25 protein-coding genes are annotated in these 23,142 nt (G+C 41.9%); 8 read left to right on the forward strand and 17 right to left on the reverse strand.

The features are described 5' to 3' along the window. Nucleotides 1–142: 142 nt before the first annotated feature. The 5 genes from DWB79_RS10425 to DWB79_RS10445 all read left to right on the forward strand — a co-directional run bounded on the left by DWB79_RS10425 (nt 143) and on the right by DWB79_RS10445 (nt 5,220). The gene (locus DWB79_RS10425) at nt 143–637 is read left to right on the forward strand and encodes a hypothetical protein (protein WP_016524006.1); all 495 of its coding nucleotides are present in this window, start codon (nt 143–145) and stop codon (nt 635–637) included. 50 nt (nt 638–687) lie between these two features. Next, nucleotides 688–1,440, forward strand: coding sequence for an ABC transporter ATP-binding protein (locus DWB79_RS10430; RefSeq protein ID WP_016524007.1), 753 nt, complete (start codon nt 688–690; stop codon nt 1,438–1,440). A gap of 40 nt (nt 1,441–1,480) precedes the next feature. Beyond that, nucleotides 1,481–3,013: an ABC transporter permease gene (locus DWB79_RS10435; protein ID WP_016524008.1), complete on the forward strand. Its 1,533-nt coding sequence runs from the start codon at nt 1,481–1,483 to the stop codon at nt 3,011–3,013. Between the two features lie 20 nt (nt 3,014–3,033). Next, a complete protein-coding gene (locus tag DWB79_RS10440) occupies nt 3,034–4,368 on the forward strand; it encodes an ABC transporter permease (protein ID WP_016524009.1) in 1,335 nt (444 codons plus the stop codon). A gap of 72 nt (nt 4,369–4,440) precedes the next feature. Continuing rightward, a complete protein-coding gene (locus DWB79_RS10445) occupies nt 4,441–5,220 on the forward strand; it encodes an outer membrane lipoprotein-sorting protein (RefSeq protein ID WP_016524010.1) in 780 nt (259 codons plus the stop codon). Between the two features lie 849 nt (nt 5,221–6,069). Here the strand turns inward: DWB79_RS10445 and DWB79_RS10450 are convergent. From DWB79_RS10450 to DWB79_RS10485, 8 genes are all read right to left on the reverse strand, one after another. Beyond that, nucleotides 6,070–6,681: a histidine phosphatase family protein gene (locus tag DWB79_RS10450; protein ID WP_016524011.1), complete on the reverse strand. Its 612-nt coding sequence runs from the start codon at nt 6,679–6,681 to the stop codon at nt 6,070–6,072. Nucleotides 6,682–7,063: 382 nt separating this feature from the next. Beyond that, the gene (locus tag DWB79_RS10455) at nt 7,064–7,891 is read right to left on the reverse strand and encodes a CPBP family intramembrane glutamic endopeptidase (protein ID WP_016524012.1); all 828 of its coding nucleotides are present in this window, start codon (nt 7,889–7,891) and stop codon (nt 7,064–7,066) included. 19 nt (nt 7,892–7,910) lie between these two features. Further along, nucleotides 7,911–8,378: a hypothetical protein gene (locus tag DWB79_RS10460; RefSeq protein WP_016524013.1), complete on the reverse strand. Its 468-nt coding sequence runs from the start codon at nt 8,376–8,378 to the stop codon at nt 7,911–7,913. A 13-nt stretch (nt 8,379–8,391) separates the two neighbouring features. Continuing rightward, complete coding sequence (locus tag DWB79_RS10465) at nt 8,392–8,868, reverse strand: pyridoxamine 5'-phosphate oxidase family protein (protein ID WP_016524014.1); 477 nt, start codon at nt 8,866–8,868, stop codon at nt 8,392–8,394. Between the two features lie 649 nt (nt 8,869–9,517). Beyond that, nucleotides 9,518–10,144, reverse strand: coding sequence for a ribonuclease HII (locus DWB79_RS10470; RefSeq protein WP_016524016.1), 627 nt, complete (start codon nt 10,142–10,144; stop codon nt 9,518–9,520). A 68-nt stretch (nt 10,145–10,212) separates the two neighbouring features. After that, nucleotides 10,213–11,022, reverse strand: a complete 810-nt coding sequence (locus tag DWB79_RS10475) for a hypothetical protein (RefSeq protein ID WP_245541323.1) — start codon at nt 11,020–11,022, stop codon at nt 10,213–10,215. A gap of 88 nt (nt 11,023–11,110) precedes the next feature. Further along, entirely contained in the window at nt 11,111–11,713 is a 603-nt protein-coding gene (locus tag DWB79_RS10480) for a phosphoribosyltransferase (protein ID WP_016524018.1), read from the reverse strand. 294 nt (nt 11,714–12,007) lie between these two features. Continuing rightward, entirely contained in the window at nt 12,008–12,178 is a 171-nt protein-coding gene (locus tag DWB79_RS10485) for a hypothetical protein (protein WP_006188141.1), read from the reverse strand. 116 nt (nt 12,179–12,294) lie between these two features. On the opposite strand from DWB79_RS10485, the gene DWB79_RS10490 reads away from it, so the two are divergent. From DWB79_RS10490 to DWB79_RS10500, 3 genes are all read left to right on the forward strand, one after another. Beyond that, nucleotides 12,295–13,236 (forward strand): phosphodiester glycosidase family protein, encoded by a 942-nt coding sequence (locus DWB79_RS10490; protein ID WP_016524019.1) that lies wholly within the window; start codon nt 12,295–12,297, stop codon nt 13,234–13,236. A 73-nt stretch (nt 13,237–13,309) separates the two neighbouring features. Continuing rightward, nucleotides 13,310–13,825: a nitroreductase family protein gene (locus DWB79_RS10495; RefSeq protein WP_016524020.1), complete on the forward strand. Its 516-nt coding sequence runs from the start codon at nt 13,310–13,312 to the stop codon at nt 13,823–13,825. Between the two features lie 55 nt (nt 13,826–13,880). Then, complete coding sequence (locus tag DWB79_RS10500) at nt 13,881–14,954, forward strand: NAD(P)H-dependent glycerol-3-phosphate dehydrogenase (RefSeq protein WP_016524021.1); 1,074 nt, start codon at nt 13,881–13,883, stop codon at nt 14,952–14,954. Between the two features lie 388 nt (nt 14,955–15,342). Here the strand turns inward: DWB79_RS10500 and trhA are convergent, their stop codons facing one another. The 9 genes from trhA to DWB79_RS10545 form a co-directional block, all read right to left on the reverse strand. Continuing rightward, complete coding sequence (gene trhA / locus DWB79_RS10505) at nt 15,343–15,993, reverse strand: PAQR family membrane homeostasis protein TrhA (protein ID WP_016524022.1); 651 nt, start codon at nt 15,991–15,993, stop codon at nt 15,343–15,345. Between the two features lie 74 nt (nt 15,994–16,067). Next, a complete protein-coding gene (rpmE, locus tag DWB79_RS10510; RefSeq protein ID WP_016524023.1) occupies nt 16,068–16,271 on the reverse strand; it encodes a 50S ribosomal protein L31 in 204 nt (67 codons plus the stop codon). 73 nt (nt 16,272–16,344) lie between these two features. Continuing rightward, a complete protein-coding gene (gene rho, locus DWB79_RS10515; protein WP_206181110.1) occupies nt 16,345–17,907 on the reverse strand; it encodes a transcription termination factor Rho in 1,563 nt (520 codons plus the stop codon). Between the two features lie 522 nt (nt 17,908–18,429). Continuing rightward, entirely contained in the window at nt 18,430–18,933 is a 504-nt protein-coding gene (locus DWB79_RS10520; RefSeq protein ID WP_016524025.1) for a CinA family protein, read from the reverse strand. Further along, entirely contained in the window at nt 18,933–19,340 is a 408-nt protein-coding gene (locus DWB79_RS10525) for a bactofilin family protein (protein ID WP_016524026.1), read from the reverse strand. The genes DWB79_RS10520 and DWB79_RS10525 overlap by 1 nt, the downstream gene beginning before the upstream one ends. Beyond that, a complete protein-coding gene (lnt, locus tag DWB79_RS10530; RefSeq protein ID WP_016524027.1) occupies nt 19,337–20,974 on the reverse strand; it encodes an apolipoprotein N-acyltransferase in 1,638 nt (545 codons plus the stop codon). Before lnt ends, DWB79_RS10525 begins: the two co-directional genes overlap by 4 nt. Beyond that, nucleotides 20,961–21,299, reverse strand: a complete 339-nt coding sequence (locus DWB79_RS10535; RefSeq protein WP_016524028.1) for an HU family DNA-binding protein — start codon at nt 21,297–21,299, stop codon at nt 20,961–20,963. The genes lnt and DWB79_RS10535 overlap by 14 nt, the downstream gene beginning before the upstream one ends. A 277-nt stretch (nt 21,300–21,576) precedes the next feature. Next, entirely contained in the window at nt 21,577–21,849 is a 273-nt protein-coding gene (rpsT, locus tag DWB79_RS10540; protein ID WP_016524029.1) for a 30S ribosomal protein S20, read from the reverse strand. 48 nt (nt 21,850–21,897) lie between these two features. Continuing rightward, nucleotides 21,898–23,130, reverse strand: a complete 1,233-nt coding sequence (locus tag DWB79_RS10545; protein ID WP_040859696.1) for a RelA/SpoT domain-containing protein — start codon at nt 23,128–23,130, stop codon at nt 21,898–21,900. Nucleotides 23,131–23,142 lie beyond the last annotated feature (12 nt).

Here is a 23,142-nt window from a genome sequence, read left to right on the forward strand (position 1 = left end):
GCAAATTAAGTCTAAGGAAAACCTCTAAAAACTGCAAGCCTATCGGCTTGTTCTGTAAGGAAATTCATTAACTTGTCCGCCTTGCGGACTGCGAATCAGTTTTTAGAGGTTCCCTACTATAGTTAACCACGTAGGAGATAATATGACAAAAACCAGTATCGCAGCAGGGCTGCTGCTCGTTATTTTCACTATGACCGGATTGTATGCACAGGCGCAAACGCCTCAGGTAAAACCGATTTTAACTGAAAAAGCTGTGAAAGGATTTATCAAAAATCATAATAAGCTGCTTGAAGAGCTCAATACCTTTCAATATGATGAGAATTCTACGGAGGCTCAATGGTTCGAAGCCTTCAGGGATGCGCTTGAAGAAGATACTCATCAAGCGGCAGCTTTTCTTAAAAAGAATCCGGCACCGAAAAAATTGCAAGCGCTTTTTCGGAAGTACGGCCTTGATGGAAAAACAGGACTATTGCAAATTATGGTAATTGTATATACCGCATTAAGCATCGAATACGGAGATTCTGATATTCCTTTTAACATACATCCGGACGACTTGAAACTCGTGCAAAAATACCGGGCAGAAGTATCTGAATTACTCAAACCGATACCTATTGAAACGGAAAACAATAGTAAATAGCTCATCATAATATCACTCACAACATTGTCTATTTATTTAGGAGATTATATATGACCATTGTACAAGTTAAGAATTTGCGCAAAACCTATCCCTTAGGGAAGGTTTTGGTAGAAGCGGTAAAAGGAATTAACTTTTCTATCGACAGCGGAGAGTTTGTTTCCATTTCGGGACCATCAGGCTCGGGGAAATCCACTACGCTGAATATGATTGGACTGATCGACACCCCGACCTCCGGTGAGCTTATTATAAACGGAGAAACAATTTATGAAGAAAAAGACTTTGCCTCTCTTTCCAAACGGAAAAACAAGGGATTAAAAATTCCGCCGAAGCTCGATAAGCGGATCACTCAGCTGCGCCATGAATATCTGGGATTTATCTTTCAGTCCTTTAACTTGATTCCTGTTTTGGACGTATACGAAAACATCGAGTTTCCGCTCTTGTTCGGTAAGGCCAAGGAAAGCAAAGAAAAGAGCAAGGAATGGATTGAACACCTCATCGAAAAAGTCGGATTAAGCGAATGGACGCACCATAAATCGAACGAACTTTCAGGTGGTCAGCGGCAGCGTGTTGCTATTGCCCGTGCCTTGGTTACAAAACCTGCATTGGTGCTTGCGGACGAACCGACTGCAAACCTCGATTCAAAAACCGGCGATCAAATCCTCAGTCTGATGAAAGACATGAGCCGTGAATTTAACACGACCTTTATCTTCTCCACCCATGATGCAAAAATCGTCAATATGACCGACCACCGTATCAAAATCTTAGACGGAAACGTTGTCGAGGACACGAAGGTTAATGCATAATTACGAATTTTTAATTATGAATTAAATTGAAGAGGATGCAATGAATAAAACGATTTTTAAGTTGGCGTTAAAAAATCTTTTTTCGCATAAGACAAAGACGCTGATTATTATGATTTTGATCGGACTCGGCAGCTTTTTGGTGGTGCTGGGACTCGGTGTACTGAACTTCGCGGAGCAGCAGACAAAGAACGTATGCGAAAGCGATTTCTGCGGAGATATTTTTATCACCGGTAAGCCGGCGGATAAAGACGTGTACGTTACACTTGCCGGAGCCTTTAAAAAGGTGAATACCGGCAGCTTACCGTCAATGCCATATTTATCGAAGCTCGAAAAAATAGAGGCAAAATTACATGATATGCCGGAAACAGCTGTGTATACGCGGGGGATTGTTACCGGTTACGGTATGCTTAAACCTGCCGATCTTTCTGACACGTGGGAACCTAAGGGTGAGAACTTTTCGTATATGCCGTATGCGGTTACGCTCGGTATCGAACCTTCTTCGTATAAAAAAACATTTGAGACGATTAAGCTGTATGAAGGCGAATTCCCCGATTCAGACAGCGCGGAGTTTATTATGCTGCCTGAGAAAATAAAAGAAAAGTACGAAAAATACTATGAACGGGAACTACATGTCGGCGACGAAGTGGTGGTGATGAGCTTCGGTGAAAAAGCAAAGCTGCGAAAAGTACGGGTAAGTGGCTTTTTTACGTTCGCGCATCCTGACACTGCGGTACAGTCCATCCTCTATGCGGACATCAACAGTGCACGTATGCTTGCCGGCGTAACGATGGGTGCGCGTACCGTTACGGAAATTCCGAAAAATATCGATTTAAGTTTGTCGGAAAAATCGGAAGACGAACTGTTTTCGGAGGATACCGTTGGAATCACCGAACAGGCGGAACGGGTTACCGAAAAAAGACAAACCGCTGCCGACGTGGAAGGTATTTTAGGCAGTACCGAGCTGCGCAATCAGCTCAATATGGCGGATACCGATGCGTGGCACTTTACGGCGGTAAAGCTGAAGGATTCCCGCAAAACAGCGCAGACGATTGCGGATTTGAATAAATGGTTTGAAGAAGAGGGACTTTTAGCACAGGCACTCCCGTGGGATAAAGCGATGTCGCAATTTGCGGCCGCGATTAAGATAACCCAAGTATTAATGATAGTGGTGTTGGTATTATTGGCGGTTGTCGTACTTGTCGTCATTATGAATACACTCGTTGTTTCCATTATGGAGCGAACAGCAGAAATCGGTATGATGCGGGCAATCGGTGCAAAGAAGTCATTTGTCAGGCGACTTTTTTATACGGAATCGTTTTTGCTGTCGTTTATCGGGGCAGCCTGCGGTATTGTCTTGGCGGTTATCGCCGGTCTTATCTTTAACGCCTTAGGAATCCGTTTTTCAAATGATACCGTTGCAACGCTGTTCGGCGGCTATAAGCTGCAAACAGCCGTATCCTTTACTACAATAGTGAGCACGCTCAACGCAATGCTTGCAGCCGGTCTTATCGCAAACTGGTATCCGGTGCGTATGGCACTCAAGATCAGCCCGTTGGAAGCTCTCAACAAGTAAAGCATTGTTAAGGAAAGATTATGAATATATTAAAGATTGCATTTCGGAATTTAAATAGACAAAAACGGCGCAGTGCGCTGCTAGTAATCGCAATTGTATTTGCGTTTTTGATTGTAACACTGATCGACGGACTGTCGGCAGGCGCCCGTAAAAGCTTGGAGTATCAGGTTGCAAAGGCTATCGGCGGGCATGTCTATGTAGTCGGGGCTGAAAAGGCACCCGATAAAACAGAGGATGATAAAGCAAATGAGTATCTGCCTCCCGAAAGCGTCGATTTAATCAAACAGATTATAAAAGAAGAAAAAATTGATGCGCTGTATACAACGGTGCGTGTACAGCGTTACGGAACGCTTATTTTTGCCGGAAAGCAGCTCACTGCTCAAATTGCAGGTTGTAAATTCGATGAGGAAGAAGCCTTGCGCAATAGTTTCGCATTTAAAGAAGGCGGATGGGAAAATGTAAAAATAGAAAACGCCCTTTTTATCCCTGAAAAAACCGCCGATGCGTTGAATGCTGCCTTAAACGATATAATTCTCTATGAAACGACTACATTAAATGGGCAAGCAACGGTTGCGGAATTTCAAATAGCGGGCATTTATCAAGATCAAAGTCAATTTGATCAAATGCAGTTTTATGCGAACTTCGATTATCTCAATAAAATTGCCGAGGTACCCGCGGGGTATGCTGTCCAGATGGGGATTTTCTTAAAAGATGAAAACCAGCAGGATGCCGTTGCGTCTATTTTTGAAAACCGGCTTGCCGAATACGGTCCCGTTACCAGCCGTAAACTGGCGGCACAGTTCAATCCAACCTCTCCCGGGCAGGAACTGCTGCGGCAGTTGAATGAGGGAAAGTGGGACGGTACAAAATATGCCGTTATGACCTTCTATGATTTTGCGCCGCAGATGGTAACGCTCTCGCAGACGATACAGTGGATCAGTCTCGGGGTGCTGCTGGTATTGCTGCTTGTTACGATGATCGGTATCTCCAATACGTTCAGGATGGTTGTGCATGAGCGGAAGGGCGAAATCGGTACGATGCGCTCCTGCGGCATCAGCAGAGGTAAGGTAAGCCTCTTATTTCTTGCAGAGGCAGGCTTTCTTTCGGTTATCGGAGCCGCATCGGGATTTGTGCTTGCGCTGCTTGTTATGCAGATTATCAGCTTTATCCCCATATCGATTGACTCAGTATTCAGTATGCTCACCACAAACGGGCATTTCTTGTGGATATTGTCGCCGACTGTTATCTGTCTGAAATTCTTACTGACCGCGTGTCTGGCAATTCTTGCAGCACTTGGCCCTGCAATCCGTGCTGCCAACATGATCCCTGCAGAAGCGCTGCGGTCGAGCAAGTAATCAGAATATAATGAAGGTTCCCTATGATTTAAACAGAAAAACGCATCTCGAATTTATTAAGAGGAGAATATGATGAACTACAAAATGATGATAAAAAAACATGCCGCAGTGTTTTTTGCTGCGGTCTTATGTGTACTGCCGCTCTCGCTTTCAGCGCAAATACCAAGCACGGAAGAGATGTACGGTATTTTGGAAAAGCAGTACTCAGCGGGTAACTTTGATAAAGACATAACCTGTACGCTTTCGCTCATTATCGAAAAACCGAATGAGCCAAAATCCGCTCATCAGTTTAAACTGTTCCGGCGCGATACAAAAGATCAAACGACGCTTGTACAGCTTGCGCCTGAAGCGGATAAGGGAACAGGCTACATGCAGGAAAAGAATAATCTCTGGGTGTATGATCCTACCTCACATCAATTTACACACTCGTCGCTTAAGCGTGCAATTGGAGATTCCGACGCAAGCGTTTCGGATGTAAAGAAGCGGTCGGAGTTTAGACGGACGTATGAAATTATGGATATAGGAGAAGCAAAGCTCGGTAAATTTGAGGTCTACACAGTAATGCTGAAAGCGTTGCTCTCCGATGCGCGGTATGCACAAGAAAAATACTACGTGCGCAAAACCGATCCTCTTATCTTAAAAATCGAAAGCTACGGCTCAAGCGGACGCCTCATGCGCACGACGCTGATCCCGAAATATGTCAAAATCGGTAATTATAACTGGGCTGCTCAATCCATCTATATTAACGAAATCAACAAGGGCGAAAAAACCACGCAGATACTCTCCGATTTTGACACCTCTGCAATTCCGGATGTGGTGTTTACGAAGGCCTATCTTGAAAAGATCAATTAACTTTTGCAAATAAACGGTACATCTACTTCGTTACTGCGCACAAATTAATCCTCAACGTATCAAAGATACGCCTGCGGTTAATTTGTGCTCGTGCCTCGTATCTGTGCCGTCTATTTGCAAAAGCGCTGGAGAGGTACATCTGCGTTGTCGCTTCACAAAAAACAGTCCTCGACGTACAACAAGTACGCCTGCGGGTGTTTTTTGTGCGCTCCTAGCATCTGTGCCGTCTATTTGCAAACGCGCTGGAGGGGCACATCTGCGTTGTCGCATTGCCAAAAGCGTACATCCTTGTACGCTTTTGGCAGCGAGTTTCGCGTCACCGCGAAACATCGCTACTGATATAACCAGCAGCATCCGTGCCGCTACTGAAAATCCTCGACGTATCAGTACCGCCACGGATGGCGGTGGTTCCATGCAGTAACAAGTTTGCTTGCAAACTTGCATCCCAAGAATGTACAGGACGTACATTCTTGGGTGAGGATGTCCGTGGTGATAAGCAGTAGCGAGATTTGTGTTATGCACAAATCTCGTCGTTGAGAAGCGTACACGGATGTACGCTTCTCAACAGGCTATTTCCAAACGCGCTGGAGGGGTACATCTACTTCATTACTGCGCACAAATTAATCCTCAACGTATCAAAACTGCCAAGGAGGGCAGTAGATTCTACTCAGTAGTAAGTTTTTCGTTAGAAAAACTTATCGTTGACCAGTGTACACGGACGTACACTGGTCAACAACGCCACGGACGGCGGTGGTTCCCAGCAATAGCGATATTTTGGCTTTGCCAAAATTCGCGTTCAAAAATTGACAAGGAGGTCAATTTTTGAACTTGCCACGGACGGCGGTGGTATTAAACAGTCGCAAGTTTTTCGTTAGAAAAACTTGTTCTCAGAAAACTCAAACACTGTTGATCTTTCTCATAAACAAAACATTTCACTCTATCCAAATTTTTTATATGCATCGGTTTTTGAACGGGATAGCGTCGTGCAAGTATGCTCAACATTGTCCGCATCTGAAATCCGTGTCCTACAATCACCATATTTTTATTTTCTATAAATATAGACATCAATGCTTCGATTTCATGCTCGACTTTCTGCTTTGTTCTTTCCTGCCGCGGATTGTTACAAAACCACTGCACTCGTCCCCAGAATAGCCATCGCCATAGAGAAAGCGGCTTATCAGAATCTCGATACGGATAAATCGGTATTTCCGAAAGCTCCGGCAATTGTATCGGTGTTTTATCAGGAAAGAGCTGTGCCGCCGTGTCAATGCTTCTTTTTAACGTACTCGTATAAAGTTCAAAATGCTCCGGTAATCCATCTCTGATAGACCGAAGCTGAGAATCTCGTATCTGTTCTATTGGTGCTTTATCATACTCAGCCTGCGCCTTAGCAAAGCCCTCAGCCGTATATTTCTTTTCCCAATTAAAAAGCACGTGTGCATGTCGTATCAAAATAAGCATTATGGCGCATAACCTCATATGTTCCCGCTACAGTGTGCTTTGTGTGTGTTGAGGATTAATCTTTGTGCAGCACTACCGGAGATAGTCAGTGTAACAGAATAAGCTCTGTTAGAATCTATTAGAACGAGATAATAATGGTATGAAAAAGAGTGTAAAAAGTCAATGATAGATAACAGGACATATCTAAAAAATGATTTGCAGTATTTTATATGAGGAAAAGGAACAGGTCGTCCAACTGATACGGCATGTTGTTTAATCAATATGCTGAAAAATCAAACATTTGAAACACTGCCTTTTGTAAAAAATAGCAACTGCTTAATCAACAGAATCGCTACTGTACCGCCAATGTTGTACAATGAATGATGGGATACACAGTTCTTAACTACAATCTTTTTTTATGCAGATAGACAAATAGAACAATTATAAATGACACGGATTGGGCAATTGCAATTCTTAAAAACATCAATTCATCACATCCTGTAGAAGAAACAATATGAAAAATATTGATGATTGTATTATTTACAAAGTGATCACCCATTGCCATATAAATAGAGCCGGTCAATTTTGTTAATAAAGCAAATTTAAATCCGATAAATCCGGAAGCAGTAACCAATAGAATAATATTTACATACATACCTTCAATACTGCTGCTGCCGTCAAAATAGTTTCTTACAGGTCCGATAAAATGCCATAACCCAAACAAAACAGAAGTAATAAGCACAGATACAAAAAATGTATGATTTTTCTCAAGCATTTTTGTAAACAGGCCTCTGAATATCCCTTCTTCCATAATCACATTAATGATATTCCCGATAATACAAATTACAAAAAAGAGTAGTGAAGTTTGATTTCCTATATTTTTATCTACAGAATAAGAACTGACATATAATTGTAATGACTGAAAATTTTTATTTGAAACAGCTATAACAATCTCTATACTATAAGCTAATACATATATACAAATTCCAAACAGCAATCCCATCAATGTATATTTTACAGCTCTATTTTTATTAAATCCGATATCTTGCGCTTTAAAGTTATATAATTTAGCTGCTATGAATAAAACAACTATCCCTAAAAGTTTGTGTAAAAATGCCTCTCCCCAAAATGTTTGATCCGTACGAATAATAAAATACTCTATAAATCGGAATATAAAGCACAATATATAAATCACGAGTACGGCAAACAAGGATTTATTGATTTTCGTCATCTCTTATTTTCTCCACATTTTATGCTTCTACATTCCAATTTTCTGAGTGTTCACGCTCACTCATGTATTGCCGTACTTCTGCAGCAGTTAACTTGCGTACCTGTGTATGCGGATACTCTTTATATTCTCCGATGGTAAAAAGAGGTACAGTGTGCTTGCATTGCTTGTCTTTGTGTTTCTTTAAAAATAACAACACATCATTATATGAAGGAAAAATTTTATAGGATTTTTTCCCATTACTGTTTTCTATTTCGTAAATACCGCAGGATTGTTTTTTCGTATAATCCGCTGTCCGTAAATAGAGCTTTGCAATTTCCAATGACTTGAACGGGAAATTCCATCTTTGTAATCCACGTTTTGGATCACGATCAATACAAATACACCGTCCGCATGTCCCGCAAATATATTGTGTATGATGTTCCAAACAGTCTACAGGATTAAGCAATGGGGTAATTCTATTTTCGTTTACATAACACTCTTCACACATAGAGGTTCTCCTTTTAAGCTTTAGCCCTGCTCTTTGCCGTCACACACGGAACATCGATACGCAGCACCGTAACCGATGCTGCCATCTGTTCGGTTATTTCAAAGTCTCTGCCGCTTTGAGTTTTCATCATAAGCTGCAATCCCACAATCTTTTCCGCAACATCTTCAACAATGACCGCTGTTCCGTCTCCCATAACGCTTGCATACTCAGAACCGTATTTACACGGAATACCGCCGCCTGAAACAATTGCAACATTCGTTTCAAGTTCAATAAAAACACACGGATTCTTTTTGAGAATATCGAGTTTCCGACCTTCTTTTGCGCAGTGCACATAGAGAGTCAACGTACCGTCGGCAAATACAAAACCATACTGCATCGGTACTACATACGGACGGTCATTATCGATCATTCCGATATGCACCACCTTTGCCTGTTCAATAATCGACTTTATTTGTTGATAATCCGTTACTTCTCTGTCAGCTCTTCTCATAAACAAACCTCTCTGTTACATATTATAACCGTAAACACACATATCCGCTACCTATCTACCCAGGGATTCCGCATTATAAGCTTTTGTAGATAAAATTCAGTGAAACCACTGCTATACGTAACAAAAAACCAAGTTTTTAATCGTAAAAAAGGCTTCATACCTTCAAGTGTAAAGACTTTTCTATGGTTTAGAACATAGATTTCATGTGTTTTTATTTATAATGCGGAATCCCTGCCTATCTACCAACTCATTACGATCCGTTATATATAGAAATCAATACCCCAGCGCAGCACATCAGGGCATTAAACTCTCTGCACAAGTATCAATATCTTAAGTTATCCGTACTTTTGCCGATGCCTTTAATATGAGCTTCTCACAACTTTTTACCTTGATAAAGAATGTGGTTATTTCTCCCGAAGTGATTATCATTACTGTACTACTTATATTATACTTAAATCTTGTATTCTATATTGTGCAGTATCAAAAACCGAGACTTCCCTCACTACAAAGCAGACTCCAGAAAAATTTACAGAAGTCGCCGACAGGAGCTAAAAAGGATACGACAACAACCGAGAAAACAAAATAAGAATCGGAAAGTTTAGAAATACCTTAACATACGAGGTTCTTTTTAAAATGCAGAGCTATCGCCTTATATATGATCAGCTGTAAGATTAGACGGAACATTTTTGAACTTAAAACTCTGCCGCTGGATAGGTGAAGCGCCGTATAACCCGATAAGAGATCGGTGCAGTTTTGTCCCATAGCCTTTATGCAGATCGTAGCGATAGAGCGGATATTGTTTATGATATTCCATCATACGATGATCCCGCTCGGTTTTAGCCAGAATAGAAGCAGCCATCACACACGGATACCGCCCGTCAGCCTTAGGCTCCGCAATAAGTTTGAAATTACCGCCAATATCAGGCAGTTGATTACCGTCAACAATAACCGTTAAATCCTTTTCGTTATCGGCAAGCGCATTTGAAGTCTTTCGCCCATACTGTGCAAATAGAGCCTCAAACGCTTCCTTCATTGCAGCAAGCGTTGCTTGTAAAATATTGATTTTATCTATTTGTTCTGAAGGAACCGATGCAATCTGCCAATACAATGCACCGTCAAGAATAGCTGTCCGCGCAATTTCCCGTCGCTTCGGGGATAGCTTTTTTGAATCATTCAATATAGAAACATCAAAGGAAGCGGGCAAAATAACAGCGGCAGCGTATACAGGACCTGCCAACGCTCCCCTCCCCGCTTCATCAATACCGCAAAACAACATCACGTATTTTTCCTGTTCTGTTTATTTTAACCGTCCCCGCCACGATGCGCATTTATCTCTATGATGCGTTATCTACGAACAAGTGCTTCCTCAAATCCGGTTAATTCAACAGATTCCGGCAATTCGACTTTAGAAGCATTATCGGCAATGACGGCCGCATCCATCATTTCAAATAAAGGCGAGGTATATGAGCATTGCAATTTTCGCACTTTTACGGTTGAACCGGTAAGCTCAGCCAGTCTTCCGGTATAATGCGCAGCAAGACTACAAACCGTATCGGTCAGCGTACACTGTGTTTTTACAAAATCAAAACATAGCACCATTAATCCCGATGCCGAAAAAGTACTGCGTAGCGCGGACACAGTACTTTTCTTTGCACGCACCAATACGGCCTGCGCACTTTGTTCGGAAGTAAAAGACGTATCAGTACAGGTCATGCGGCTATCGCGCAGTATCACTGCATCGCCACCCTCTTTTACGGTAATCGAAACTTTATTCAGCGTAACGGAAGCATTCGAGCCGTATACAACAGGAACGGTACGAGGTTCCGTAAACCGTTCCGATCGCTTTACCGAACATCCTTTTATCTCCAACGAAGTACGTTCAACGACAAAACCGGCATTTTCTCCGAATGTAATTACCGGAGTATTCTTACCGATTATCTTAATCGGAATGGTAAGAAATACCGCTTCTTCGACATATACATCGGAACAAAGAAAAACAGAAACCGGCGCAGGTTTACCATTTTTTACCGGAGCTTCTTGCCGGTTTATTCGATCATAGGCTGCTGCAACGGCCTGCTCAAGAAAAACAAACGGACTATCGGACGTACCTTTTTCGGCGGTTGTTTTCGCAGTCGTATCTACATAAAAGACCAAGTTGCTCTCAACAGCAAAAAGGGAAAGAGAACAGAGGAAATAAGCAAAAAAGAAAAATAACGGCTTACTATTCCTGCGCATCGGCTTCTTATAAAATACCCTTAAAAATTTCGCGCAGTTCAGGATATTGCGCATAGTAGTACTTTTCAAGTTCATCAGGAGTTAAACCGGTCAGTTCATGGCTCATATAATGAATCCAGTGGCTGTCTTTATCGGCATAGATATCGTGCTTTCTACACCAGTAATCAGGTTGAATGGGTTCGCTGCTCTTTCTATTATGGAAAACCTTATAATCATGAACGGCTATCTTTATATCACGCCGCGGAATACCTTTTTCCAAGAAAGCTGACACAAGATAATTGATCGTAGCACCGCTATCAAAAATATCATCGACCAACAATATCTTATCGCCGCTCCGCAGGTGTTCCGGTGAATACGTCCATCCGTCAATCATCATCTTTGACTGTTGATTGGCATCTGAATAAGAATGAGCGACGACAGCGGCATACAAAACAGGCTTCACATCTTTATTCACTAACTTAAACCATTCATGAATAGCATTCCCCAAAGATGAACCGCCCCGTAGTGAAACATATATCACATCAGGAATAAAACCGTCCTCCCAAATTTGGCGCGCCAAACGGAACCCGTTATTACGAACCGCATCATAAGGTAAAAATTCTTTGCTCATAATCGCTTCCTCACTTTACTTACAATGTAGAGTTTATTTCAAATCCGAATACGCCACCCTCAGCCGTATCAGAACGGTTGTTCAACTTTGAGGAAAATAATAGTGATAGGAAATAAAGCTCTCATTTTCTTAGTATAACGATTTCAAGTTGCTTATTCAATAGAAGTTTTATCTATCATAATTTAAATACGTACGATACATCAGTCACCAAATTATTGCACGGCAAAGCGCATAAAAAAAGCTGCCCGTCGGTAAATCCGATGGCAGCCTTCTACTTCAGTGTATCTTATAAGATTATTTAAAATCTTTAGGTCGGCGTTCAATACGATGACATTTTGCACATTCAGCGATATTTTTTATTTTTCCGTTTTCAACCATTGTTTTTAACACAACTTCACCGCCGCACGGACAGCTAAACTTTTGCGTAGCGACAGCAGTACGGGAGTTTTTACTTGCACCAGCCATACCTCAAGCCTCCTCATGAAAAATTTCGTCCTTAAATATAGAAAATTTATGACAGACTGTCAAGCCCCCGCAAACCAAGGTTTGTAATTTATTCTCTTTTGTGATATGCTCAGTTTATGTTTCAAAAGTATCCGGTGCTTCTCCAACCTATACGGACACGAGTGCACTATAAGCAAAAACATTCCGAAGATCTGCTTCCGATATTCCCACTGCTTTTATTGCTGTGTTGCTTTTGGTGCTTTTCAGGATGCACAACCGTTTCCACCGCCCACACGGATACGCCATATCAACCTGTCACTCAAACAAAAATACGCTGGCGTACCCTATCCCCGGGGATCGAAGCTGCCGATATCAATGATCCGCAGTTTCCGCTTATCGTTCATGTCGTAAAAATAGATTTAGGCAATCCCGCTGTCTCTGTTATAACATCAGAACCGGCTCTTTTTAAAAACAACCAAGGTTGTATCCGCGGCGAAACGACATGGGATTTTGCCCTGAGGCGCAATACAATCATCGCCTTCAACGCCACTCCATTCAAAACAAGCTCGCTACTTTTCAGCATGTACCGAACTATCGTTGGTATTCATATTACGGATTTCCACCGGATGAGTATGCCGAACAAACGCTACGGCGCATTGCTTTTTTATGCGGATAAAACAGCCCGCATTATCGACTCTCAAACGGAAGATGTCTTATCGGCAGATGTCCGCCATGCAGTAGGGGGATTTTGGACCATCCTCCGAAACGGTACCGTGATGCCGCAAAAACTTCACCGCCGAGATTCACGAACTGCCGTCGGCCTCACCGATAACGGAAAAACGCTCTTCATCGTCGTGGTCGAAGGAGAAAATAAACGGAGAAGCCAAGGGCTTTCCTTTGAAGAATCGGCAAGGCTGCTACGGGAATTAGGCGCTGACGATGCGCTCCAACTCGATGGCGGCAGTTCAAGTTCGTTGGTTTTACAGGAAAACGGAGCACAGCATATTGTCGCTCCCAGTCGCAGCTGGAATATCCATATCCGTGTTGCAAGTAATATCGGTATTATCATTAATCAATGAAGACTGTTCAATTTTAAGGTTTGCCTTTATCGTATAAGCGATGTAAAATAGAGAGAATACGGAGGTGGTTTATATGAATGAAGTGATCAATGCAATTTTAACGCGAGTCAGTATACGCAAATTTACCGATCAAAGAATTGAAGATGAAAAACTAAAACTTATTGCCGACTGCGCAAAAGCTGCTCCGACAGGAAAAAACAGACAAGCACGAAAATTTACGGTTGTACATAATCGGGAAAAAATTCAACAACTTGCACGGGCGATCGCAAAAGTGCATAACCGCAGCGATTACCATATATACGACTGCGATGCCATTCTCTTGATCAGCTTTGCTGAGGATGATATATACGGCCAATGCGATTCGTCTTGCGCAATCGAAAATACTTATTTAGCTGCGGAATCCCTTGGGTTGGGTGCCGTCTGGATTAACCAATTGCGTGATAAATGTAATGAACCGGAAATCAGGAAGATACTCGACTCCTTTCATATTCCGCACAATCATATAATATGCGGCTTTGTTGCGTTGGGATATCCTGCAGAAAAACCGGCGCCGAAAGAACGGACAGAACCGGTAGAATTTATACACTAGGACAACTTAAAAAAACTCGCCTAGATTTTTAGAGATCTTGATAGGAAAACATACTATGAATGAAAAAATCGCTATCCTCGGTGCGGGATCATGGGGAACGGCAATAGCCTGTGCACTCGGTCGAAACGGGCATCGTGTCATGCTCTGGAATCGGAGTGAGGATGTATGCTCAAGCATCAATACCGAGCATATCAATAAAAAGTATTTACCGAACTATATCTTACCACCGACGATCTCCGCTTCTACCAATATGCAAGAAGTATGCAAAGATGCGGCTGTACTCTTTTTAGCAAGCCCCTCCCTCTATTTAATGGATATCGTAAACCGACTCTTAACGATTCCTCCTTTTAATACCGATACCGGTACAGAGACATATCCACTCATCGCAGTACTTACCAAAGGATTTATCCCCGATGAGTACGGAGAACCGCACTTAATCATCGAATCCCTTGAAAAAAAGTTACCCGATTTTTATCGAGATCACCTCGTCTATGTCGCAGGTCCAAGTCACGGAGAAGAAGTTGCCGCCGGAAAGCTCACCGGTCTTATTGCAGCTTCAAAAAATCCCTTAAGCTCAATCCGATGCCGTGAAATCCTTAAATCGCGCAGCTTACTGGTATACTCAAGTCTTGATATTGTAGGAGTACAGGTATGCGCAGCGACAAAAAACGTGATTGCTATTGCATTCGGCATGCTCGATGCGCTAACCGAACACTCTGACTTTTTCGGCGACAATACCGAATCACTTTTATTGGCGGCCGGCTTAAACGAAATTCAGATTATCGGGAGAGCAATGGGCGCAACGCACCCGGAAACATTCACATCGATTTCAGGTATCGGCGACCTTGATGTTACATGCCGAAGCAAATACGGCAGAAACCGCAAATTCGGGCGCGAAATTATCACAGCAGCGGTCTTAGATGCCTTTAACGGCATCGATGACCTTATTGCACGAATTGGAACTATCGGCTATTTACCGGAAGGTATCGTCGCGTGCGCTTACCTCAGTAAGATTGCCGTAAGATACGATTTAAAGCTGCCGCTCTGTACTGGACTCTACAAAATTCTGAACAAAGAATTATGCCCGACAGAGTTTATCGAAAATCTTTTAAATGGAACAAAGAATTAAACGCATACAAGGCAATTGCATCAGACACTATCTTGAATATCCCACGGAATCAACAACCCCGACGCAAGCGTCGGGGTACAATGCTCAACGTTTCGCATTGTATGTTCTATAAGGTGGTTGCAGTCGGCTTTAATACCCTTTGTTACGACGCAAGCGTCGGGGTATTAAACCCTCCGCACGAATAAATAGGCTGTTCAACCAGAATTTCGCTGCTATGCAGCTCAAATGGTTGCCCAGCCTATTTATTCCGCGATTTTATCTATTTGTCTGATACAATTACCTTTCTTCTAAAAATAAACTGCGCAAAATTTTATCCAAAATTTTGTGCAAAAGGAAAGCAACCGCTTGAAATATTTCTGGTACGGTTACTCTTGCACCACATCAGACACTATATGCTGTAATAGATAGAAAAGAAGTGCATAATACTTCCGGCAAGTACAAAGAGGTGCCACACACCGTGCATCCATTTTATTTTTTTCATTGCATAAAAAACGCAGCCGACTGTATAGAGCACACCGCCTAAAACTAAAAAGCGGAAGCTTAATAAAGAGAGCTGTTCTTTCAGCGGCTTTGCAGCGAATATAATAAGCCACCCCATCGGAATATAGGTAACAACCGATAACACGCGCACTCTGCTTCCGAATATAGCATAGAGTACAATACCGACTACGGCTAATCCCCAAATAACGCCAAAGATAGCCCAACCGACCGCTCCCCGCAGCGCAGTGAGACAGTAGGCAGTATAGGTTCCGGCAATAAGGATATAAATTGAACAGTGATCGAATATGCCAAATACTTTTTTTGTGCCAAGCGGTAAAGCATGATAGAGCGTTGAGAACAAATACAAAATGATTAACGACGCACCGAATATTGTAAATCCGACAATGCACCGCGCTCTATATTCCTCAGGCGCATAATGAACGGCACGGATAATGAGAAGCACCAACCCTGCAATCGAAAGCAAAGCTCCAATACCATGAGTTATTGCATTGACAATTTCTTCACCTGTTGTGTACCGTTTTACAATTATTTGTGCCATCATATCTCCCATAAAAAAACAAAACACTAAAACCTATCCGTTTTAGTGTTTTATCTCTACGGAATAACGGACTTTTAGTCTTTAATGTTATAGCGTTTCTTAAAGCGGTCGATACGTCCGGCAGTGTCTACTAACTTCTGTTTACCGGTAAAGAAAGGATGACAAGCAGAACAAATTTCAACTTTAATATCTTTCTCTGTAGAACGGGTCTGAATAACATTTCCACATGCGCACGTAATCGTTGTTTCCACATAATTAGGATGAATATCTTTTTTCATTATAACACCTCTTACACACTACCCCCGAAAGGAGCATTACTTACCATTTCAGCATCAATCAGCCAGAGCCGTATTATTGCATGGTTCCGGAATTCATCAATTTCAAGAACACTTCATTATTCTTACTTTTCTTCATTTTGTCAAGAAGTAAGTCCATAATTTCGATATCATCCATCGGGTTAATAACTTTCCGCAACAGCCAAATCCGCTGCAAATCAGCCTCATCAATCAAAAGTTCTTCTTTACGGGTTCCCGACTTCTTAATATTGATTGCAGGGAATATACGGCGATCGGACAACCGGCGATCCAAGTTGATCTCCATATTACCCGTCCCTTTGAACTCCTCAAAGATAACTTCATCCATACGGCTGCCGGTTTCTATCAGCGCGGTAGCGATAATGGTCAGACTGCCGCCTTCTTCAATATTCCGGGCAGCACCGAAAAAGCGTTTGGGCTTATGCAGGGCATTCGAATCGACACCACCGGACAGCACCTTACCGGAAGTCGGCACCGTTTGGTTATATGCACGGGCAAGACGTGTGATGGAATCGAGTAGAATCACTACATCCTTTTTGTGTTCAACCAGCCGCTTTGCCTTTTCCAATACCATTTCTGCAACCTGAACGTGCCTCGTCGCCTGCTCATCGAAGGTAGACGAGATAACCTCACCGCGCACCGTCCGCTCCATGTCGGTAACTTCTTCAGGCCGCTCATCAATCAACAAAACGATGAGATATACCTCAGGGTGATTTTGCGTTATGGCATTCGCGATTTGCTGCATCAATATTGTCTTACCGGTACGAGGAGGGGCAACAATCAATGAACGTTGCCCCTTTCCGATCGGACAGAACAAATCCATAATACGGGTTGAATACAGTTCGCTTGTTGTTTCCAGATTGAGTTTTTGACGGGGATACAGCGGAGTAAGGTTATCGAAGGGAATGCGGCTTTGTGCAATAGATACATCCTCAAAGTTTACCGATTCAACTCGCAACAGCGCAAAAAAGCGCTCCCCTTCTTTGGGTGAACGAATTTGTCCGTATACGGTATCTCCCGTTTTAAGATTAAACAACCGTATCTGGCTCGGCGAAATGTAAATATCGTCTGATCCGGACAAATAACTGTTCTGCGGCGAACGCAAAAAGCCGTATCCGTCCGGCAGAATCTCCAAAGCGCCGGAGGCAAAAATAATTCCGCCGTTTTCCGTATGGTTTTTCAGAATAAAAAAGATAATTTCCTGCTTTTTCATCGCAACCATATCTTCATGCGGTATACCGTACTGCGCCGCTAAATCACGCAGGGCATGCATACCCATACGTGTTAAATCGTTAATAACCAGTTTCAGTTTATTCTCGTTGTCTTCGGAACTGTTATTTCCATCGACAACAACAGCAGTAGGATCCTGTGCTCTGTTATAGGTTCTCCGCATAGAAGATTGGCGGCGCGGTTTTTTCTCCGCCTCAGGCGCACTTGCATCTCCGGATGGTTTTCTGCGCATACGCGACCGTACTACTAATTTTTTTTCAGGCGTTTCATCGGATGCAGTAGGATGTTCAACATCATTATCTGTTTGATGTATAAACCTTTCGGCTTCAGGGGATACGGTAGCCGCTGCCTCTTGTTGCTCCAGATTCAACTCAGGCTGTCCTGAAAAATCCGAAGCGGCTCCGTCAGCAGTAAAAGGCGAACGGCGTACTTTTAAGATTGTCATAAAATTTCTCCATAGTAAATTTTAGTTAAAAAAAATATCAAGAAGATACGGAGTATTCTCTAAGAAAGATTAGCTTTGATTAGTTGCTTTAAGGCATCTCTAAAAAACTGAGGTTTTTAGTGGTTCCCTTTAGGAAACACTGTGTTTCAAGACAGAAGCTTTTGTCACGATCACATGATCTTGTACTTGTTAGCGGCACATCTTGTATTACCAACATTTTTTACTTCTGTTTGGAATAACTGCATTCATCGCGGAATGAGTGCTTCCGATTATTTCACAATAAGACTTACTTTTGATAATAGCTACATCGTAATAAATACCCATTGTGAAATAAGAAATGCCAAAGTTACCACCGATTACCCCTACACGTTGGATTAACCGGTAACTCCTTTATTCTACCTTTTTATTTTTTATCTTGTCAAGAGTATCGCCATTATTTTATCGGTTTTAGCAATCTCTTTTTAAGTGCTGCAACAACATTTGCACTGCAGCAGTATAGGTCTGTTCACGGATAGCATCGCGCGTACCGCTAAACAGATACTTTTCAGAATATACGGAAGAAGTATGTTCATTAGCTGCACATGCAATGCATACCGTACCGACAGGCAGTTGCGGAGTTCCTCCTGCCGGTCCTGCAAGTCCGGTTACCGCAAGGGCATACCCCTGTCTGCCTGAAGAATCCGAAGCGATGGCTAATGCTCCTTTTGCCATTGCAGCTGCAGTTTCAACGCTCACTACGCCAAAGCTTTCCAAAACTTCAGCGGGAACATTTAATACATGCTGTTTTGCCTGTACCGAATAGGTAACCCATCCTCCCCAGAAAACAGCGGAAGCTCCCGGTATATCCGTAAGATATTTTGCAATCAAGCCGCCTGTTAACGATTCGGCCGTTACAAGAAAAAGATTCCTTCGTTTTAGCTCGTCAAATATATGATGAATCTGCGAAAACATTAGCCACGCAGCTTTTGCTTGAGTTGTTCAGGATGCATCGAAAAGAGATTGGCATCAATTCCGGCATTGTCCCGTATCATGTGCACGGCACCCTCAAATGATACATTGTCTGCAATCTTAATACGGGCAGCATGGACATCCCCATGCACAATGCTACCGGCTTTCATCTCTATCTTATCGGCAGCGGTTAAAGAGCCGTACACAGTACCTTCAATAACAATTGAAGCAGCTCTAATATACTGAGTTTTACAAACTGCACCTTTTTCTATCAATAAGAAACCTTGCGCATCTATAGCGCCCGAGAAAGTACCTTGAATATGCAGGTCTTCAGTAAATTTCAAAAAACCGTCAAATACCGTCTCTTTTCCTAAAACGGTTAGTTTTTTTTCTTTATCGATTTTTTTCATGCAGTTTTCCTAGAATTAAGTATAGTCCGTACTGAACCGATAATCAAGAGGCAAACAGCGGCTATTGCTGCTACAAATCCCAAAATATCCCCCCAAAGCACATACCACGTATCCGAGTTTGTTGTAAACACCGGAACATCAACACACAGATACCCTTCGATAAACGGCTGAATCATCGCAATAATCTTTCCATACGGGCTAATTGCAGCCGTTTGACCCGATGCTGTTGCCCTTACCATCGGCAGACGAGTTTCTACAGCCCGAAATACACTCATACTTAAATGCTGATATTGACAGGCAACACTTTTCGCCCATGCATCATTCGACATATTGACAAATAACTTTGCTCCATGACGCGCAAAACGCCTCGTAATATAGCCGAACGTATCTTCAAAGCAAATTGGAACGGAAAACTCCAATCCGCTCACCGAAAAAACGGTCGGTTCGTCTCCTTTTTCCCAAAAATGAGTGTCGTTCGCAACCAATGCCTCATAAATAGCGGGAAAAGTGTTTTTGTATGGAAAATGCTCGGTGAAGGGTACCAAATGCATTTTTCGATATCGCTCGGGATGCGGAGGCAACACGTTCTCTTGAGGGCGAAACAGCAAAGCGGCATTATAGTCGAGTCTATCTTCTCCACCCGCTTCAGTTATCGCTTTTACAGCGTCATCGTTTCCGATTAAAAACGGTACCGACTGCCGATCAATATAAGTTAAAAGCTCATATACAAGCTCAAAGGTATTTCGATCTTCGCGATACCGATAATGCCAATTGATACGAGGTATAAAAGCAGTTTCCGGCCATACGACCAGTGCAAGATCCGGATTATCGGTAATAGCTTGATCTGATAACTTTTTGAGTGTTTTAAAATCTCTTTTATATGACGCGACTCCTCCTACCCACGGATCGGAGTTCGGCTGAATAAGGGCAATACGTGCAGTCGGTAAATCTTTATAATCCCGTTGAATAGACACGCCGTAAATCAATGTTGCGATAACACAGAGGCACCAAATCAAAGCGGGAATACGTTCTCTATATGCAAATGTACGAAACTCACGGAACCAGTTTCGCACCGGCTCCTTGCAATGCGGTTTTATTCCGGCAGCTATCCATACAGAAGGAAAGCAAACCAAGGCGGAAACTCCCCATACCCCGAAAATCGATGCAATCTGAATGAGCGGTATAAACTGCCACTGTGAATAACCTATCAAACCATACGAGAAACCGAGGAAACCAAGCGTTTTAATATACTCGTATCCAATCCAAATCAGCCATTGTACAATAAAACCGTATCGAGTGAAATAGATATCGGCTAATTTAAGCAGGAACATCGTTAACATATAGTAAAAAAAGTATTCCAGCGCAACAATATACATTGCAAGCGGATGAAAGCCCCATAGCCAATAACTAAAAATGCAATAATTAAGTACGCCGTAAACTCCGCCCCACAAAAAAGAAGAAGGGAGCGAAATTCTACGGACTAAAATGAGAAGTGGGACAAAAATAATATAGGCAAGAAAGGGCAGCCCTGTCGAAACTAAAAAACCGGGCTGCGAAAAAGCAAAAAGAGCAGAAGAACTTACAAGTAGAGCGACATTGACACCCCAATAGGCAAGTCTTCTACTTCTTTGCATTCGGAACTTTCTCCCCTACAATCGGACGAACGGCTGCGCTCAATACCTTTCCCGGCCGAAATACAACTACCGAATGATCCGTAGTATTCACTAATTCACCCGTTTTGGGATTCCGCATTCCTTTTCGACCCTTACGGAATTGTACTGAAAACGTACCGAAACCACGAATCTCTATTGTTTCACCTCGTTGCAAAGCTTCAAACATTTCTGAAAAGAACAAATCGCTTATAGAATGAATATCCTTCAACATGTGATCTGTTTTTTTATAAATTGCATCAACAATGCTTGTTTTTGTTTGTTTGCTTACCTGTTTATGTTTACTCATCTTTAACCTTCCAGACGGAATACAAAATTTTCTCTTAAAAGCAACCTTTTAATACTTTTAATAACAGTACAAACAGCCGGTTATATAAAAAACCAGTTACTGTTTTAAAAAGGCAGAAGCGTAAGGAGATGTCATCTATATCATATTACCCGTTATCCTCATTGTATTCATCGCTAAATACCGGCAAACAGAAACAGAAATAGCAATATTTTCTGTGCTTTTATTGATAAAATCAAAAAAGGATAAGGGATAATGAAAATGTAAAAAGATAAATACGCTATTTTTGTGAAAAAGTTACATTATACAACTTCTGCATACGAGACTTTTTTCGTGCAGCAGCATTTTTTGTAATAATTCCCTTCCGAGCAGCACTATCGAGCTGATGCGCAAGTTCTTTTAATAAACTCATAGCAGATTCGGCATTTTTTTCAACAACAGCAAGCGTATACTTTTTAGCACATGTCCGTGCTGCCGACTTCACCGATTTATTATGGATACGGCGAACTTCACTCTGTTTATGACGTTTTATAGCAGATGCATTATTAGCCATTTAAAAACCTCCAATAAAATTGCTAGCATACAATACAGACTAATGATATTAAACCATATCGATCTTTTTTGCAATAGCCGCCCTTAATTTCTTTTCCTCTTCTAAAGGGAGTCCGAGCGCGGAAGCATTATCAAGATCATGCAAAGCCAAGATAAGCTGATTTTCTTGAAAATAAGCTAGAGCACGCCTAAAATATACGTGTGCTTGATATCCGTTTATTTCAAGCGACTTAGTAAACATCGTAATTGCCTCTGAATTTTTATCCATCATCATCAATACGATACCTGCATAATAATACGAGCGGAAATTCTTAGGGTTTTCATCAAGACTGGCAGAAAAATCCTTATATGCATTTTCATACGAACCTTGAGCAAAAAACGCCATACCGCGATGTTTATAGACAATGGATGCGACCAATGCATTCGGTTTTTGATTTAATATTTTAGTATACAACGCTTCCGCTGTTAGAAAATCTCCGCGATTATGTGCTCTGATAGCATTGAAAATCATACTATCGATTGTTTCCAATGCTGAATTATTTACTGATTCTGTCGCGGATATTTCTTCAAGCTCGGAAGAATCACCAAGCAGATCCTTTGTGAATTCATCGGCACGTAGATAAAACTGTTCACGCCGTCTATCAAGTTCCGTATTCAAACTGTTTTGCGCATCTCTAATTTCCTGAAAGAGTATATCCGCGAGACTGAGACTTGCGTTAATCGAAGCAAACTTTCGTTTAAGCGGAAAATCAAAGGGAGAAAATTCAAATTTATAAATAAGCTCATGTTCAACTTCTGCCCATGCATCCTGTAAAATTGTTCTGATTTGGACTTCAAAGATCAAATTCTCCGGTAGTAGTAACCCTACCTTAAAGCTTTCAGGAATATCAGCTAAAACATGCGTAGACTCATAGCCGAATTCGCAAAAAGTACGGTCTGCTCCTTTTCGTTCCACTTCTTTAACGGTAAAATTTTTTACAAGAATATTTTCCACTTCACTGAGATTCTGCAAAAAAGGACATACAATTCGAATACCGATTAAATCAGTTACAACAGGAAATTCGATTGCCGGATCGGCAGGAGGAAATTTTAATAATTTTTCATAATAACTGTCAAAACTCTTTACTCGCGTTTTATAGGCGGGCAGTGCAGATACCTTAACGATTGATCTCAAATGGTCTTCAATACGTTTTAACAGCACAACAAAATGTGCATGGTAATCGTTATATTGCTTTTTTAATTGATTTTTATCAGGTATCCACACAGTATTCAATGACATAATCAAACTCAGAAC

The sequence above is a fragment of the Treponema medium genome, from assembly GCF_017161265.1.
Lineage (GTDB): Bacteria > Spirochaetota > Spirochaetia > Treponematales > Treponemataceae > Treponema > Treponema medium.

Coding starts and splice junctions, on each gene's coding strand:
- rpsT (WP_016524029.1), bottom strand. CDS start 21,849: ATGGCTAATAATGCATCTGCTATAAAACGTCATAAACAGAGTGAAGTT.
- DWB79_RS10460 (WP_016524013.1), bottom strand. CDS start 8,378: ATGTGTGAAGAGTGTTATGTAAACGAAAATAGAATTACCCCATTGCTT.
- DWB79_RS10520 (WP_016524025.1), bottom strand. CDS start 18,933: ATGTTTTCGCAGATTCATCATATATTTGACGAGCTAAAACGAAGGAAT.
- DWB79_RS10495 (WP_016524020.1), top strand. CDS start 13,310: ATGAATGAAGTGATCAATGCAATTTTAACGCGAGTCAGTATACGCAAA.
- DWB79_RS10455 (WP_016524012.1), bottom strand. CDS start 7,891: ATGACGAAAATCAATAAATCCTTGTTTGCCGTACTCGTGATTTATATA.
- trhA (WP_016524022.1), bottom strand. CDS start 15,993: ATGGCACAAATAATTGTAAAACGGTACACAACAGGTGAAGAAATTGTC.
- DWB79_RS10490 (WP_016524019.1), top strand. CDS start 12,295: ATGTTTCAAAAGTATCCGGTGCTTCTCCAACCTATACGGACACGAGTG.
- DWB79_RS10485 (WP_006188141.1), bottom strand. CDS start 12,178: ATGGCTGGTGCAAGTAAAAACTCCCGTACTGCTGTCGCTACGCAAAAG.
- DWB79_RS10435 (WP_016524008.1), top strand. CDS start 1,481: ATGAATAAAACGATTTTTAAGTTGGCGTTAAAAAATCTTTTTTCGCAT.
- DWB79_RS10480 (WP_016524018.1), bottom strand. CDS start 11,713: ATGAGCAAAGAATTTTTACCTTATGATGCGGTTCGTAATAACGGGTTC.
- DWB79_RS10425 (WP_016524006.1), top strand. CDS start 143: ATGACAAAAACCAGTATCGCAGCAGGGCTGCTGCTCGTTATTTTCACT.
- DWB79_RS10535 (WP_016524028.1), bottom strand. CDS start 21,299: ATGAGTAAACATAAACAGGTAAGCAAACAAACAAAAACAAGCATTGTT.
- DWB79_RS10450 (WP_016524011.1), bottom strand. CDS start 6,681: ATGCTTATTTTGATACGACATGCACACGTGCTTTTTAATTGGGAAAAG.
- lnt (WP_016524027.1), bottom strand. CDS start 20,974: ATGCAAAGAAGTAGAAGACTTGCCTATTGGGGTGTCAATGTCGCTCTA.
- rpmE (WP_016524023.1), bottom strand. CDS start 16,271: ATGAAAAAAGATATTCATCCTAATTATGTGGAAACAACGATTACGTGC.
- DWB79_RS10470 (WP_016524016.1), bottom strand. CDS start 10,144: ATGTTGTTTTGCGGTATTGATGAAGCGGGGAGGGGAGCGTTGGCAGGT.
- DWB79_RS10525 (WP_016524026.1), bottom strand. CDS start 19,340: ATGAAAAAAATCGATAAAGAAAAAAAACTAACCGTTTTAGGAAAAGAG.
- DWB79_RS10445 (WP_016524010.1), top strand. CDS start 4,441: ATGAACTACAAAATGATGATAAAAAAACATGCCGCAGTGTTTTTTGCT.
- DWB79_RS10465 (WP_016524014.1), bottom strand. CDS start 8,868: ATGAGAAGAGCTGACAGAGAAGTAACGGATTATCAACAAATAAAGTCG.
- DWB79_RS10500 (WP_016524021.1), top strand. CDS start 13,881: ATGAATGAAAAAATCGCTATCCTCGGTGCGGGATCATGGGGAACGGCA.
- DWB79_RS10440 (WP_016524009.1), top strand. CDS start 3,034: ATGAATATATTAAAGATTGCATTTCGGAATTTAAATAGACAAAAACGG.
- DWB79_RS10430 (WP_016524007.1), top strand. CDS start 688: ATGACCATTGTACAAGTTAAGAATTTGCGCAAAACCTATCCCTTAGGG.